Source organism: Desulfonatronovibrio hydrogenovorans DSM 9292, from assembly GCF_000686525.1.
GTDB lineage: Bacteria > Desulfobacterota > Desulfovibrionia > Desulfovibrionales > Desulfonatronovibrionaceae > Desulfonatronovibrio > Desulfonatronovibrio hydrogenovorans.
On record NZ_JMKT01000009.1, the window covers coordinates 402,730 to 419,104 of the forward strand.

At 50.3% G+C, this 16,375-nt stretch carries 10 protein-coding genes; 3 read left to right on the top strand and 7 right to left on the bottom strand.

Annotated elements, in window-relative coordinates; genetic code table 11:
- Positions 1 to 134 precede the first annotated feature (134 nt).
- The 4 genes from P771_RS0107380 to gatB are packed head-to-tail and all read right to left on the bottom strand — an operon-like array spanning position 135 to position 4,911.
- Positions 135 to 1,058 carry a branched-chain amino acid transaminase gene (locus tag P771_RS0107380; protein WP_028574644.1) on the bottom strand — a complete coding sequence of 308 codons (924 nt, stop codon included), beginning with the start codon at positions 1,056 to 1,058 and terminating at the stop codon, positions 135 to 137.
- A gap of 34 nt (positions 1,059 to 1,092) precedes the next feature.
- Positions 1,093 to 2,406, bottom strand: a complete 1,314-nt coding sequence (gene der / locus P771_RS0107385) for a ribosome biogenesis GTPase Der (RefSeq protein ID WP_028574645.1) — start codon at positions 2,404 to 2,406, stop codon at positions 1,093 to 1,095.
- Between the two features lie 32 nt (positions 2,407 to 2,438).
- The gene (gene mtnA, locus P771_RS0107390) at positions 2,439 to 3,479 is read right to left on the bottom strand and encodes an S-methyl-5-thioribose-1-phosphate isomerase (protein ID WP_028574646.1); all 1,041 of its coding nucleotides are present in this window, start codon (positions 3,477 to 3,479) and stop codon (positions 2,439 to 2,441) included.
- A gap of 1 nt (position 3,480) precedes the next feature.
- Entirely contained in the window at positions 3,481 to 4,911 is a 1,431-nt protein-coding gene (gatB, locus tag P771_RS0107395; protein ID WP_028574647.1) for an Asp-tRNA(Asn)/Glu-tRNA(Gln) amidotransferase subunit GatB, read from the bottom strand.
- Between the two features lie 184 nt (positions 4,912 to 5,095).
- Between gatB and P771_RS0107400 the strand changes: the two genes are divergently transcribed.
- Entirely contained in the window at positions 5,096 to 6,145 is a 1,050-nt protein-coding gene (locus P771_RS0107400; RefSeq protein WP_028574648.1) for an NAD-dependent epimerase, read from the top strand.
- Positions 6,146 to 6,346: 201 nt separating this feature from the next.
- Here P771_RS0107400 and P771_RS18260 read toward each other — a convergent pair whose 3' ends face one another.
- From P771_RS18260 to P771_RS0107415, 3 genes are read right to left on the bottom strand one after another with little or no spacing between them, the layout of a single operon-like run.
- The gene (locus P771_RS18260; protein WP_051617184.1) at positions 6,347 to 8,395 is read right to left on the bottom strand and encodes a methyl-accepting chemotaxis protein; all 2,049 of its coding nucleotides are present in this window, start codon (positions 8,393 to 8,395) and stop codon (positions 6,347 to 6,349) included.
- A 15-nt stretch (positions 8,396 to 8,410) separates the two neighbouring features.
- A complete protein-coding gene (locus P771_RS0107410; protein ID WP_028574649.1) occupies positions 8,411 to 11,653 on the bottom strand; it encodes a chemotaxis protein CheW in 3,243 nt (1,080 codons plus the stop codon).
- A 59-nt stretch (positions 11,654 to 11,712) separates the two neighbouring features.
- Positions 11,713 to 12,012 carry an STAS domain-containing protein gene (locus tag P771_RS0107415; protein ID WP_028574650.1) on the bottom strand — a complete coding sequence of 100 codons (300 nt, stop codon included), beginning with the start codon at positions 12,010 to 12,012 and terminating at the stop codon, positions 11,713 to 11,715.
- 444 nt (positions 12,013 to 12,456) lie between these two features.
- Here P771_RS0107415 and P771_RS0107425 point away from each other — a divergent pair, with 444 nt between their 5' ends.
- Both P771_RS0107425 and P771_RS18265 read left to right on the top strand, forming a co-directional pair.
- Positions 12,457 to 14,181: a methyl-accepting chemotaxis protein gene (locus tag P771_RS0107425; RefSeq protein WP_028574651.1), complete on the top strand. Its 1,725-nt coding sequence runs from the start codon at positions 12,457 to 12,459 to the stop codon at positions 14,179 to 14,181.
- A gap of 65 nt (positions 14,182 to 14,246) precedes the next feature.
- A complete protein-coding gene (locus P771_RS18265; protein ID WP_028574652.1) occupies positions 14,247 to 16,370 on the top strand; it encodes a two-component system response regulator in 2,124 nt (707 codons plus the stop codon).
- Positions 16,371 to 16,375 lie beyond the last annotated feature (5 nt).

A 16,375-nucleotide genomic window follows, 5' to 3' on the forward strand; every position in this document is an offset into this window, starting at 1 on the left:
TCAACCAGCCTCTCCTGTATCTAAACCAGCTTTGAAAGGCGGCCAGGTCGGGCCAGCCTGAACAGGGCAGACAGGCAAAGACCTGCCTGCAGGGGCCGGGCAAGAACCGAGGTTCCTGCCCTGTCCGAATCTGATCATATCTTATAATTGGTCAGCCAGCCAGCATACTTGAGGTTGTCGCCGTGCACTACTTTGAAATACTCACTCTGAAAAAGCAGGCTGGTCGGACCGGCCTGGCCTGCCCCGATTATCCTCCGGTCAACTTCCCGAATAGGGGTCACCTCTGCTGCAGTGCCGCAGAAAAAGGCCTCATCAGCCATATACAGCTCATCTCTGGTAAATCGCTGTTCAGTCACCTGATAGCCCATATCCCGGGCCAGGGTGATCAGAGAATCCCGGGTGATTCCTCCCAGGATGGGTCCCAAAGGAGGTGTCTTGAGTTTGCTGTTCTTGATGATGAATATATTTTCACCGGTGGCTTCGGCAACATAGCCGTCAACATCCAGCATCAAAGCTTCGTCATACCCGTCAGCCACAGCCTCGCGCTTGGCCAGGACCGAATTGACGTAATTGCCGGCAACCTTGGCCTTGGTCATCATAACGTTTACATGATGCCTGGTGAAACTGGACGTCCGGATCCTTATCCCTTTTTTCAGGGCCTCTTCCCCAAGATAGGCTCCCCATGGCCAGGTTGCAATCATGACCCGGACCGGATTCTTGCCTGGATGAACCCCCATGACCCCGTCGCCGATAAAGGCCAGGGGCCTTATGTAACCTTGATCAAGCTTGTTGACCTTAAGGGTTTCAATGATGGCCCTGGAAATCTCCTCTTTAGTATAGGGAATCTCCATTTCCACAGTTCTGGCTGAGCCGAAAAAACGCTCAACATGCTCTTCCAGACGAAATATTGCTGATGATCCATCCTTGCACTTGTAGCACCTGATGCCTTCAAAAACAGCCACCCCATAGTGCAGAGTGTGGGTCAGGACATGAACATTGGCTTCGTCCCATGGAACAAGTTTTCCATCGAACCATATCTTTTCCGCTTTCTGAACCATACTTCCTCCTTAGATTTGTGAACAACGCCGTAGATCAACTATGACTGGACCGGAAAACAAGCCGCAAAGGAGTCATGTCCAGCCTGAACAACTTTCTGATCTGTTTTTCCAGATATTTTTTATAGGATGGCTTGAGCAGCTCCGGATTATTGACAAAAAAGACAAACTCCGGAGGATTGCTTGAGGCCTGGGTCAGATAGTAGATCTTGGCCCGCCTGCCTTTGACCAGAGGGGGCTGATGCCTGGAAGTAGCCTCCTTAACCAGCCTGTTGAGTTCTCCTGTCCCTACCCTTATCTGGCACTGCTTCCAGAGTTTTTCAGCCAGAGGAATCATTCCCCCCAGCCCGGCCCTGGTCACGGCAGAAGTATAGACCACAGGCGCATGGGAGCAGAATCCAAGCTCGTGCTTGAAGACCTCCCTGAGCTTTCCCTGCTCAGACCTGGGGACTAAGTCCATCTTGTTTACAAGGACAATAAACGGAGTCTTTTCCCTGTCCAGAAAGGCCAGGAGCTTTTTATCCTGGGCAACCACCCTGCTCAGGGCGTCCAGGACCAGAAAAACCACATCTGATCGCTTGCTGCTTTTAAGGGCGCTAAGTACGCTGAATCTTTCCAGGTCATCACTTATGGTGGTCCTGCGCCGGACTCCGGCTGTGTCAATAAAGGTATATTTCCGGTCATTTCTTTCCACGGTAACGTCCACGCAGTCCCGGGTGGTCCCGGCAGTGGAGCTGACCATGACCCGGCATTCACCGGATACTGCGTTGAGCAGGGAGGACTTGCCGACATTGGGCCGCCCCAGAAAAGAAAGCTTCAATCCCTTGTTTTTTTCCTGATCTTCAGAAGGACCAGTCTGAGGCAGTTTGGCCAGGATGTCATCCAGAAGGCCTGAGATATTATGACCATGGGCAGCAGAAACCGTAGTCAGATCAAGTCCCAGAGAATAAAAATCCGCTGCAGCCAGCGGGCTTTTTTCGCTTCCGTCCACCTTGTTTACTGCCAGATGAACCGGCTTGTTGCTCTGCCTGAGCATCTCAGCCAGCTGCTCATCCAGTCTTAACAATCCCTGACGGCCGTCCACAACCAGAAGAATCAGATCAGCAGCTTCTATGGCCTCTTCCACCTGGCTGAATATCTCTTTTTCCACCTCATCCCGGTTGTCCAGGACCAGGCCACCCGTATCAACCAGGGCGAACATCCGGTCATCAGACCTGACCACTCCGTACAGCCTGTCCCTGGTTACTCCGGGCCGATCATGAGTCAGGGCCTTGTTCTTCCTGATCAGACGGTTGAACAGGGTCGATTTGCCCACATTGGGTCTTCCGGCAATAACTACGTATGGAAGCATGTATTTCTTCAGGATTAAGATTTTGGAAAAGACTAAGGCTGCGCCATTATGGCCCTGATGGAGTCCTGACAGGGCTTTTCAATGATTCCCTTTTCCGTGATGATGCCGGTGATGAGTCCGGCTGGAGTAATGTCAAAAGCCAGGTTGAACACCTCCACCTCATTGGGAATAATGGAAATTTTGTTGATGTATTTTACTTCGTCGGGTGTCCGGTCTTCAATTGGTATCTGGTCTCCTGAAGAAGTTTCAAGATCAAAGGTGGAGAACGGAGCAGCAACATAAAAGGGTATATTGTGTCTGGCAGCTGCCAGGGCCACGCCATAGGTTCCGATCTTATTGGCCACATCTCCGTTGGCTGCGATGCGGTCCGCACCCACCACCACCTTGTTCACCAGTCCCTTGCTCATAAGCAGACCGCAGGCATTGTCGCAGGCAACCTTGACCTTTATCCCGTCCTTGAGAAGCTCGTAAGCTGTCAGCCTGGCCCCCTGTAAAAACGGCCTGGTTTCATTGGCAATGACCAGGATGTCCTTGCCCTGCTCCACAGCTGCCCTGACAACCCCCAGAGCTGTTCCATATCCACCTGTGGCCAGCGCACCTGCATTACAGTGGGTCATGACGGAATCGCCGTCCTCCAGAACCGTCCGACCCTGCCTTCCAATGGCCCGGTTGATCAGGATGTCCTGTTCATGCAGATGAAGGGCCTGTTCCAGCCAGAACCCGGCCAGATCCGGGCCAGATGAAAACTCGGCTTTTCCGGCCAGATCCTGCATAACCTGGACCGCCCAGGCCAGATTGGCCGCAGTGGGCCTGGCAGAGGCCAGAAGAGACAGGTTGCGGTTCAATTTATCCTGCCAGTCTTTTCCAGAGCCCGACTCCAGGGCAGCCAGGACGCATCCGTAGGCAGCAGTGACCCCGATGGCCGGAGCTCCCCGGACCACCATGGTCTGCAGGGCGTACACAATATCCGAAGTGTCTTGGCATTCAAACCACTCTTCCTTTAAGGGCAGAAGCCTCTGATCCAGAAGGATGAGCCTGTTTTTTTCTTTGGAAAAATAAATATGTTCCATCAGGCTAGTCCAGCTTGTGCTTGAGGATCTGGTTGACCAGACCGGGATTGGCCTGTCCTCTGGTCTGCTTCATGATCCGGCCCACAAAAAAGCCCAGAAGTTTTTTCTGACCTTCTCTGTATCTCTGCACTTCGTCAGGACAGGACTTGAGAACATCATCCACAATAGCTTCCAGGGCAGATTCATCTGAAATCTGCACCAGTCCTTTTTTCTCCACCACTTCTTCCGGATGGGTTCCTTTTTCAAAGACCTCGGCAAAAACAGTCTTGGCCATTTTACCGCTGATCTTCTCATCATCCACCATGCGCACCAGGCAGGCAAGATACTCCGGATTAACAGCGGCCTCAAAAACTGACTGGCCGGTATCATTAAGCTTGCCCAGAAGCTCCCCGGTTATCCAGTTGCAGATCTTTCTGGGCTGATGATAAAAGGAAAGGGCTTGTTCATAAAAGTCAGCCAGATCCTTTTCCGAGGTCAGTACCACTGCATCGGGTTCAGACAGTTTGAACTCACTGACAAACCTGACCTGTCTGGCATGGGGAAGTTCGGGCAGGTCGGACTGCAGCTCTTTGATCCACTGCTGGTCCAGGACCAGAGGGACCAGGTCCGGATCCGGAAAATACCGGTAGTCGTGAGCCTCTTCCTTGCCGCGCATGGATCTGGTCACGCCTTTATCCACATCAAAGAGCCTGGTTTCCTGGACCACATCCTCGCCGTCCTCCAGCAGGTCCCCCTGTCTGGAAATCTCGTACTCCAATGCCTTTTGCACATGGCGAAAGGAATTGAGGTTTTTTATTTCAGTCCTTGTGCCCAGTTCCTCTTGCCCTTTTGGTCTAAGCGATACATTGGCATCGCACCTGAAACTGCCCTCTTCCATATTGCCGTCACAAATATCCAGGTAAAGCAGGATCCCGCGCAGGGCCTTTAAATAGGCCACAGCCTCCTGAGAACTCCTTAAATCCGGCTCTGACACTATTTCCAGCAGTGGAACACCGGTCCTGTTGAGATCCACATAGCTCACATTTTCGGTTGGAGAATGAATGGATTTTCCTGCATCCTCTTCCATGTGGATCCTGGTTACACCGATTTCCTTTTCTCCCTGAGATGTGAGGATGGTTATCCTGCCGTGTTCAGCCAGGGGTTGTTCATACTGGGATATCTGGTATCCCTTGGGAAGGTCGGGGTAGAAGTAGTTTTTCCTGGCAAATATGGATCGTTCATTGATCCTGCAGTCAATGGCCAGGGCCATTCTGACTCCGTACTCCACTGCCCTTTTGTTAAGCACAGGCAGAACACCGGGCATGCCGCAACATACCGGGCAGGTATTTTCATTGGGCTCCTGTCCGAACTTTGTCGAACAGGAACAAAATATCTTGGATCTGGTCTTGAGCTGGGCATGCACCTCAAGGCCGATTACCGTCTCATATGCCTTCATCAATAACTCTCCGATGAATTAACGAAAAATATATTCTAATCTGTCAATTTACCTCAGCCTGGCCGGGAAGTCAAAAACAAGTCTGCCTGGAACAGCCCTATTTAAGACTTAAAGAAAAACCATTTGTCTTAAGATCCCAAAAAAAGTATTGGCCCAGATGAACTTGCATCACAAGGAGTACTCAATGAAAATACTTATCACCGGCACAGCCGGATTCATCGGTTTCAAGCTGGCCCTGGCCTTTGCCCGGCGTGGAGACCAGGTTGTAGGGCTGGACAATATCAATGACTATTACGATATCCGGGTCAAACATGGTCGTCTTGAACACTCAGGATTCCCCCCCCCTTATGAGTATGGCAGGCTGACCTGGTCAGAAAAATACCCAGAACTGGGCTTTATCAAGTTAAACCTTGAAGATCGCCAGGGTCTGGAAAAACTGTTCAAAGAACAGAAGTTCGACCGGGTCTGCAACCTGGCCGCCCAGGCCGGAGTCAGATACAGCCTGACCAATCCCCAGGCTTACGTGGACTCCAACCTTGTTGGTTATGTCAATCTCCTGGAATGCTGCAGACACAATAATGTCCAGCACTTTGTCTTTGCCAGCAGCTCAAGCGTCTATGGACTGAACGAAACCCAGCCCTTTTCTACTCACGACAATGTTGACCATCCCATAAGCCTTTACGCTGCCACCAAGAAAAGCAATGAACTCATGGCTCACACCTATGCCCACCTTTATGGGCTGCCCTCAACCGGCCTGCGTTTCTTCACCGTATACGGTCCCTGGGGACGCCCGGACATGGCCCTTTTTCTATTTACCAAAGCCATTCTTGAAGACCAGCCCATCAATGTCTTCAATCACGGTCGGATGCAGCGCGACTTCACCTATATCGACGATATTGTTGAAGGGGTGATCAGGGTAGTGGACAAGGCCCCCCAGGGTAATCCTGACTGGTCCGGTCTTGATCCTGATCCGTCATCGTCCAGGGCGCCCTATAAAATTTACAACATCGGCAACAACAACCCTGTGGAGCTGATGGATTTCATCACCACCCTGGAACAAGTCCTGGGCAAAAAGGCCAGGAAAAATCTCCTGCCCATGCAGCCCGGAGACGTGCCAAGCACCTATGCCGATGTCCAGGACCTTGTTCAGGATCTTGGCTACAAGCCAGAGACGCCGGTAAAAGAAGGAATTATGGAATTCGTAGGCTGGTACAGGGATTTTTTCAAGGTTTAACAGCAGGTACTGCCGGCAGGCCAAGGCTTTTAAAGCCTTATGATTTGAAGAACCAGGGACCCCCAAAGACCCATTAATGGGCCTTTGGGGGTCCCTGGCAATACTCTTATCCCGAGGGTAGTCTCACTTATATGTCCAGAAGATCAGAGACCGCTGACAGCAATGGCGAAATAAACTGTCCGCACCCAATCCTCTTCTCAATTACAGCTTAAAGCTGGACATAAGCTCCTTAAGCCGTTCCGCCAGCCTTGAAAGCTCATCCGAGCTCTGGCGGACCTGGGCGCTTGAATTACTCATTTCTGTGGCATCTGCGTTTACTTCAGAAATATCCTTGGCTACGTCACCGGATACAGTTGAACTCTGGGCCACATTTTCGTTGACTTCCTGGATACCCATGGCTGCCTGTCCGACATTTTCGGCAATATCTCTGGTGGTAACGCTCTGCTCTTCCACAGCTGCGGCAATGGTGGCAATGATGGAGTCAATATCATTGATGATTGCGCTTATCTCCTGAATCTCGGTCACGGTCAGGCCGGTAGCCTCCTGAATGCCCTGGATCTTGTCCTTGATCTCATCCGTGGCCTTGGCAGTCTGCTGGGCAAGCTCCTTAATTTCATTGGCCACCACAGCAAAACCCTTGCCTGCCTCTCCAGCCCGGGCTGCCTCAATAGTGGCATTAAGGGCCAGCAGGTTGGTCTGGGAGGATATGGCCATGATGGTTTCGGTCACCTTGCTGATCTCACTGGCGGCTCGACCCAGTTCATCCACCCGGGTCGAACTTTCCTTGGCTTTGCCAACTGCCCTGCCGGTGATGTCCTTGGCTTTTTCTGAGTTTTCAGCGATTTCAGATATGGTGGCACTCATCTCCTCGGATGCAGTAGCCACTGTATTGATATTCGTAGCTGCCTGCTCCATGGCTGCAGCCACTGAGCTCATGTTGGCACTCATCTCCTCGGCTGCTGTGGCAACTGTATTGGCCTTGCCGGCTGTCTGCTCGGACCGGGAAGCCATGTCATCAGAAATTGAATTTAGTTCTGTGGATGATGAAGCCAGGGTCTGAACCCCGTTGCCGATATCCTTGAACATCCGGCCGAGACTGTCCACCATGTCGTTGAGGGCCTTGGCCAAAATGCCCACCTCATCTTTCTGATCTATGTCCAGTTTTTTGGACAGATCTCCATTGGCCATGCTCTTGGCAAACTCAACCCCTTTGTAAATGGGCCTGGTAATGGTCATAGTCAGGATGATCCCCAGGACCAGGGCCAGGATTGTTCCCAAAGCCATTCCTGCCAGAACCAGGGTCTGGACAAAGCCTGTATCAGAGTCAGCAGCATTGATGGCATCAGCCGCAAGACCGGAATTCATTTCCACCAGCTCGTCCAGGAGCCCCAGAGCTTCATCAGCTGAGTTACTGGCCTCGTTCAGGGCGTAACTGATCATCCTTTGATAGATGTCTTCAGCCTGCTGAACAGTGACAATGAGTTCATCAAAATAAGAGAAAACCTGAAAAGCAGCCGGAGCCATCTCGTCTCTGAGATGATTACGGGCCTCCTGGGTCCTGTTTTCAGCAACCAGGTCCTTTATCCTGCCCACAGCAGCGTGGAACTCATTGTGGGGAGGGATCATCCTGCGCAAAATGTTTTTCAACTCTTCGCTGTCAGTTTCAAAACTGCCCAGCCACTGCCCGAAGTTGCATGCTCCAGGATCATCACCACCGTCGAAGTCAATCCCGAAATCAATAAGGTTACGGACATTGTCCATACCCTGATAGTGATCACCCCGAAACAGGTTCAGGTTGCTGAGGGTCTGCATGGGGTCCAGAATCCCGGTTCGCTCCAGCTCCCTGGACAGGGAAACCACATGGTTGTTGTCAACCCTCCACTGCTCAAAAGCCGGCAGAAACCTGTTCCAAAGGGCCTCTTCCTCTGGAGTCTGGGGCAGAGGTTCATATTGGTCCCAGCCTCTTTGAATGCCCTGACGGGTCCTCTCAATGGCAGCATACTGACGCTGCCTCTCTTCCAGACTGATGTTGGGATTCAAAAGGGTTCGGATCGAAATCATGACCTCCTTTCCTCCGTCGGCTACCCTCATCAGCCCTTCCACACTGGCCAGTCTGACCTCACCCACCTCATGAATGTGATCGCCAAGATTGGTGGCCCCCCTCCATCCGACAAAACCGACAATCATTGTTATGGCGGCCACAATCAAAAAACCACCGATAAGCTTCACACTCAATTTGATGTTCTTCATCCCTTCCTCCAAAAACTAGGCTGCTTTTTTATTTAGAAAATTAAATATGCTCTGCATGAGTTTTTCTTTGTCCAGCTTGATCTGGTAATCATCTATCCCGGCCTGCTTTCCCCTGGCCACATCTTCTTCACCAGCAAGGGAGGTCAGGGCCAGAACCGGCAGGTGCTTGAACCGGTCATCGTTTTTAATATGTTCGGTAAGTTCAAATCCGTCCATAACCGGCATCTCAAGGTCGGTGACTACCAGAGACACATCTCCCGGATTCTGGTTCAGGTATTCCCAGGCCACCAGGCCATCTTCTGCTGTTGCAACAGCATAGCCTTCGTCTTCAATAAACTTTTTTACCTGGGACCTGAAAAAATCAGAATCCTCCACCAAAAGAATCTCGCCGTCCTGACCACCAGGGGCGCTCTCCAGCTCCCGTTTGACAAACCAGTGGGGATTGAGGGTTTCCATGAACTCGAAAATATCCACTATCAAGGTGGTTCGTTCATTGATCACAGCTGAGCCTGAAATACCCGGCTGCTTAAGGGTAAAGTCGTCAATCCTGATCCTGGCTTCAATGGCATCAACAGGAGGAGAAGCCAGCAGACCGACTTCATGTCCGGCCATGAAAAAGACAATGACCACCAGTTCTCCTTTGAGTTCAAGGGGATCCACTTTGGCCACTTCATCCATGGCAAAGATGGGCAGGGTCCCGCCCCGGTACTGGATGACTTTTTTCCCGCCGATAATCTCTATCTCTTCGGCCCGGATGAGTTCAACTCTGGCCACCAGATCCAGGGGCACGGCACAGAACTCTCTGGGGCTGTTATTAAACAGAAAAAGGGACTGCCTGTCTTGAGGGCCCTTTTCCTTTTCTTTCTGCTTTGCCAGCTCCTTGGCCTTATCAACTGTAGATGAGGACAACTGGGCCAGCCTGGCCATGCCCACCACATCCAGAATCAGGGCTACCCTTCCATCTCCCATAATGGTAGCTCCGGCATAGCCCTCGCAATTCTTAAGATGTCTGCCCAGGGGTTTGACTACTATTTCCACTGAATCATGAAGCTCATCAACCACCAGGCCGTACTTAAAAGATCCGGCCGAAACAACAACTATATCCACATTGTTATTTTGACCGCCGTTCTTAGCCGGTCCGGTCCTGACATCATCCTCCCCGGAATGATTCAAATCCGGCCTTTTTTGAGCGGATTCTGCGCAGTCTGGGACGGAATCCACCGGCTGTTCAGCCTGGGGCAATGTCTGGTCATGACCCTTTTTCAGGTCCAGAATCATTCCCAGATCCAAAAGCGGAATAAGCTCACCCCTCAATTTCAGGACCCTGGCGTCACCAACCTTTTCAATCCTGTCAGCCACCTGGTCCCAAGGTATCTGGATCAGTTCCACTACATTGACCTGAGGAATAGCAAACCGTTCACTGTCTACTGATATGAGCAGGCTGGGAATGATGGCCAGGGTCAGGGGGAGCTTTATCCGAATGGACGTCCCTTTACCCTCTTCACTTTCAATATCCACCTGACCGCCCAACCGGTCCAGATTGCTTTTGACCACGTCCATTCCAACACCCCGGCCAGACACATCGGATACCTGCTGGGCCGTTGACAGGCCTGGAAGAAAAATCAGGTTGGTCTTGTCCTTGTCAGACATGGACCGGGCCTGCTCATCAGTGATAAGACCCTTGCCAAGGGCTTTGCTGACAATCTTGTCAACTGGAATACCCTTACCATCATCAATGATTTCAATGTTGACCTGACCTGCAGCATGAAAGGCCTTGAGAATGATCTTGCCCTGAGGCTTCTTGCCTGCGGCCATCCGTTCATCCGGCCTTTCAATTCCGTGATCAGCCGAGTTTCTCACCAGATGGGTCAGGGGATCAGACAATCCTTCAATGATTGTCTTATCCAGTTCAACATCCTTGCCTTCCAGAACAAGCTCGATGTCCTTGCTCAGATCCTGAGCCAGATCACGGACTACCCTGGGAAATTTATTAAAAATATTGGAAACCGGCTGCATCCTGGTCAACATGATGGCCTCCTGAAGTTCAGAAGTCACCAGGTCGATGCGCTGCCCTGACAAGGCTACTGAATGGTCATCCTGGGTGGAGATGGCCTGCATGAGTTGATTTCGGCTCAGGACCAGCTCCCCAGCCAGGTTCATCAGATTTTCCAGAAGGCTCACGTTTACCCTGAGGCTCTCAGGCAGAGACGCTCCTGGGGTGGCTGCAGGTGTTCCGGGCCTTGCCCTTGAGGTTTTCTGCCTGGCCGGAGCAGGGGGCAATTCCTCTGAGCTGTCTTGGTCCGGTAAAGATTCAGCCTGCTGCTGGCCATCCGAATCTGGACCTGCTTCCTGCTTTTCCAGGTCATCATCTGCTTGATGATAGCTTTTATCCTCACTGGATCCATCTGGATCGTCGGGATATAATTCATCAGTCTGCAGCTCCTCCTCATCGCCAGAATAATCAGCTGCTGCCGGGATTTCTTGGGCAGAAGGTACTTCAGGAATTTCTTCCACAAGAGATACTTTTTCAGGGTCCAGGTCAAAAAGGGTATTGATTATATCCGGTTCTATTATGGAAGAGAAAAGGATATACATGGGAATCTGATTGGAAAAGGATTCGTCCTCCAGAGTTCCCACTGCATCCAGGTCCACCTTCAAGTCCAGTATTGTGCCGGTGGACTGCATATCCTTGATGACATCCATGGGCTTTTTATTTTTTTGATGGACATCATGAATAAGATCAAACTCCAGCAGATAAATGATTTTCCCACCCTTGGCAGCCTGATTCAGGTCGAACTCGGATATGGAAAAAACCACCCTGCCTTTGGAGTCTTTGATCTCAACTTCCCGGACAATACTGTCTTTTTTATCATCCGATACACTGGCAGCAGCAATACCCGTCAGAGCCACGACATGCTCAGATATCTCCATTGCATCGCTTTGAGCGACATTTTCAACCAGATCCCTCAGCCGGTCAAAGGCAAGCAGCACTATGTTCACAATCTCAGGATTGGGAACCAGCTCCATGTTTCTGATCATATCAAGGACATTTTCAATCTTGTGAGCCAGCTCCTTGATATTGTTGAGACCAAGAAATCCAGCACCGCCCTTCATGGAGTGGGCTGCCCGAAAGACCTTGTTGACCAGCTCTACATCAATATTTTCGCCAGCTGATTCTATGGTCAGAAGGTCATTTTCTATGTCTTCCAGATGCTCTCTTGATTCCTCAACATACATCTGCAAGGTTTCGTCATCCATACCCTGTCCTTTTTCTGAAAATAAAATATGAGTCCATCATGACCCACATTGGGTCATGATCAGGCCTTGATTTCAACCTCAAAGTGCTTGTCCAGCCTCATTACCCTGAACAGGTCGTAAATATTTTCACCAACATTGACCAGCTTGAATTCTATGTTTTCCTTGCGTAATGTATTATATGCCGCAATGAGTACTCCCATTCCAATGGAGTCAACCTGCTCAACCCGGTCCAGATCCAGAATAAGAGTCTTCATGCCCGGTGAAATGGCGTCTTTTATCATCTGTTTTAAATTCTGGGATGTGGACGCAACAATATTTTCCTCCACCAATACCAGTACATCTTTGCCATCTTCAGTCATCAGGTCCTCCTCAGGCATCCAGGGGGTTCAGTCCCCCTTACAATTAATCGACACCCCTGGCCTTATCTTTAATACCATAACCATAAAATCATACCAGATGAAGATTGATTTAAAGGCGATTAGCTGTCAATATAAGTTTTTTTTGGACAAGCCATGGTCTGAAATTGCCTAGTTTTTTTCTTGGCAACTGGTATGTTTTTTTCTAAAAAACGTCCATCTGCTTTCCCTGGTCAGGTATGGCCCGGCTCAAACCGTATCCCGGGCCAAGGTATTAAGCATATGATGCCCTGCCCTGGCAGGATCAGCTGCCATTCAAGCCAGACTGGCATTTTTAGTTTAACTGGCATCTGATTGACAGCCTGCCCTCCTGACTCAGTCCATAACTGACATAGTCGTTTGGCAGCAACAGAATCGACCGGCAGGAGCAGAACATGAGACACCTTTATGAACTGGAACGAAATTAGTGTAAAATGGAAAATCCTTACAGTTGCCCTGGCCGGTCCGGCCATTGTGGCCGTTGTCTTCATGCTCCATCAGATGAACCAGACCAGGGAAAACACGCACAAATCCATTATTGAAACAAGCAGGGCCATAGTGGTCATGGCGGAAGCGGCCAGGGAAAACATGGCCCACAAGATCAGCACCGGCGTAATGCGGCCTTTTGACGAGCTGGAAACCAAAGAGCAGATCCTGGAGGCGGTTCCCATTGTGACGGCCATGCGCATAGCCCAGGAAAACGCCCAAGAAGCTGGTTACACATTCAGGGTTCCCAAAATCAATCCCAGAAACCCGGACAATGAGCCGGACCCGGTGGAAAGAGAAGTTCTTCTGGATTTCCAGAAGAACTATACTGATGAAACAATCATCATCACCCGGGACGAAATTAGATATTTCAGACCCATCACCCTCAGCCAGGACTGCATGTACTGCCATGGAGCCCCCAAAGGAGAACCCGACCCCATCGGAGGGATCAAGGAAGGCTGGAGTGTCGGGGAAGTTCACGGGGCCTTTGAAATCATAACCTCCCTGGAGAGCGCCAATGCAGCTGTAAAAAGGACCCAGGCCGGGATGATGGCCTGGACCGGACTGATTCTCCTGGCGATCAGCGCACTGGTGCTGATGATTGTCAATAAAAGCATTGTCAATCCTTTAAAACAGGTGGGAAATTATCTCAAGGAGATGGCCGGCGGGGATCTGAGCCGGGACATCCCGACCAGCAAACAGGATGAGCTGGGCCGGATGATCCAGGATCTCAACCGAATGAGCATTAATCTGCGGACAATGCTGGAAAACATATCCAGCAAGGCTGGCGAACTGCTGTCATCAGCCAGAGATCTGGACTCAGTATCTGGAAAACTGTCCCATGAGTCCGAAGAAATGACTTCCAGAACCAGTACCGTTGCTGTTGCTTCAGAAGAGATGAGTATGAACATGAACTCAGTGGCATCAGCCATGGATCAGGCCTCGTCCAATGTCTCCACTGTGGCCACTGCTGCCGAAGAAATGAGTTCAACCATAGCGGAAATATCTGATAATGCAGACCAGGCAGGTCGCATCACAGACAAGGCTGTCAAACAGGCCCGAAGCGCTTCCGACCGGGTCAATCTCCTGGGCCAGGCTGCTCAGGAAATCGGGAAAGTATCCCAAACCATCATGTCCATATCCTCCCAGACCAACCTGCTGGCCCTTAATGCCACCATTGAGGCAGCCCGGGCTGGAGAGGCAGGCAAGGGTTTTGCTGTGGTGGCCAATGAAATCAAAGAACTGGCTAACCAGACCGCCCAGGCAACTGAAGAGATCAAGCAGCAGGTCAACAGCATTCAGGAATCTACCAGGGGCACCATTGAAGAGATATCCCTGGTAATGAAGGTTATCACCGATGTGGATCAATTCGTGGGTACCATTGCTGCTGCTGTAGAAGAACAGAGCATCACTACCCGGGACATTGCTGAAAACGTGTCCCAGGCATCGTCCGGGATACTTGAAGTCAATGTCAATGTTGCCCAGTCCTCAACAGTCACCTCTGAAATGAACCGGGACATAGTCAGACTCAGCGATTCATCAGAGGCCTTCAATCAGGGCAGCAAGGAAGTTAAATCCAGTTCAGAAAAACTTTCCAGCATGGCCGAGGAACTGGAAGGTCTGGTCAAAAAATTTAAAACCAGATAAAACTGCCTGTCTCTGCACAGACCAGGCAATGGATCATTCAGAACAACCAACTGGCAATTAATATTATGAAATCGCAGATCCTCGTTGTAGATGACGAACTGATAAATCGTTCCATGCTCAAAAGATTTCTGACCCCCATGGCCGATGTCCAGGAAGCCCAGGACGGCTTTACAGCCCTGGAAAAAGTCAGCCCGGAAACCGATCTTGTTTTGCTGGACCTAGTCATGGAGGGCATGGACGGGATAGAAGTCTGCCAAAAAATCAAGGATAATCCTGCCACCAGAGATATTCCGGTTATATTCATTTCTGCTGTGGATGACCCCAAGGTCAAAGCCAGAGGTCTGGAGGCAGGCGGAGTTGATTTTGTCAGCAAACCCTTTGACCGCTCTGAGCTTTTATCAAGAATAAACACCCACCTCACCATGCGTGCCCAGGCTCTGGAAATCAAGAACTACACTTCTGATCTGGAAAATAAAGTCAGGGAAAGGACCCGGGAATTGATGGAATCGGAAAAGCGTTACCGAACCATCTTTGAAGCCACCAAAAGTGCCATGGTCATAGTCAACTCAAAAAGCGGCCTGATTGGAATGGTCAACAATGAATTCTGCGATCTGTCCGGATATTCCAGACAAGAAATCCAAGATAAAATACATTTTTCCCAGTTTGTTCACCCTGATGACCTGCCAAGAGTTTCTTCGTATTTTGAAAAACGCTTCACAGATCCTGGATCCGTGCCCAGTGAATACGAACTGCTGGGGCTGACCCGCAACGGCTCTCAAAAAATACTGTTTGCCAAGGTAGCTACCATTCCGGAATGGGACTCATACGTTGTTTCACTTTTTGACTTGACCGATAAAAGGCGGGTTGAAGAGGAACTTCGCCAGAGGACATTTTACAGTAAGCTGACCGGACTGCCCAACAGCGAACTCCTTGGCAACAGACTGCAAAAAGCCATCCGGACCAAACATGAAGACCCCAATTATTTCTTTGCTGTAATCCATGTTGATCTGGACCGCTTCAAGATAATCAATGACTCACTGGGGCACAAAGCAGGGGATCAGCTTATAAAAATGGTGGCTGGCCGACTGGAAAAAAGTGTTCGCAAAAAAGATACTGTGGCCCATATTGGCGGAGACGACTTTGTCCTGCTGATAGAAGTTTCTGATCTACCAGAAGCCGCCCTTAGGGCCGAAAAAATAAAGGATCAATTTACTGAACCGTTCATTGTTGATCAAAACGAAATTTTTGCCACATGTTCCATGGGCATCGTGGTGGGATCAACCACATATACTGAACCTGAACAGATTTTCCGGGATGCTGACACGGCTCTGCACAGAGCAAAATCCACTGCGCCCAACAGCTATATTGTTTTTGATCCGATAATGCATGCCCAGGTTACTGAACTTCTGACCATTGAGACTGAGCTGCGCAAAGCCATTGCCCGCAAAGAATTTATCTTGTATTATCAGCCAGTTGTAAGCCTGAGCGATGGCCGGATAACTGGATTCGAGGCACTTATCCGCTGGATGCATCCAGAAAAAGGACTGGTTCCACCCAGCGTGTTCATACCTATTGCTGAAGAAACCGAGCTTATCATTCCCATGGGCGAATGGGTCCTGAACACTGCCTGCGCCCAGCTGTCCAGCTGGAAAAAGTCCGGTCTTGATCTTAAAATGAACATCAACCTTTCAGGAGTCCAGTTCAGAAATATGGGTCTATTGAACTCCCTGGAAGAAATTTTTTCCAAATCCCAGGTTGATCCCAGCGATATCAACCTGGAACTCACTGAAAGCGTGGTCATGGACCATGCTGAAAAATCCATTGCTGCCTTGAACAGAATTAAAAGCCTGGGCGTTCAACTGTCTGTGGATGACTTTGGAACCGGTTATTCTTCCCTCAACTACCTGCAGCAACTGCCCATTGATTACATTAAAATCGACCGCTCCTTTACCAACATGCTTTCAACCGACAACGGGCTGGCCTTGGTCAAGGCTATCCTGGCCATGGGACACAGCCTTGGATTGAACGTTGTGGCTGAAGGCATTGAAAATCCCCAGCAGATGCACAGCCTAAGGGCTCTAAACTGCAACTACGCCCAAGGCTACTATTTTTCCAGACCCCTTCCAGCCCGGGAGGCTGACTCTCTTGTCAGGGAACATCCATTCATCACAGAACTTAAACATAATTAACAACT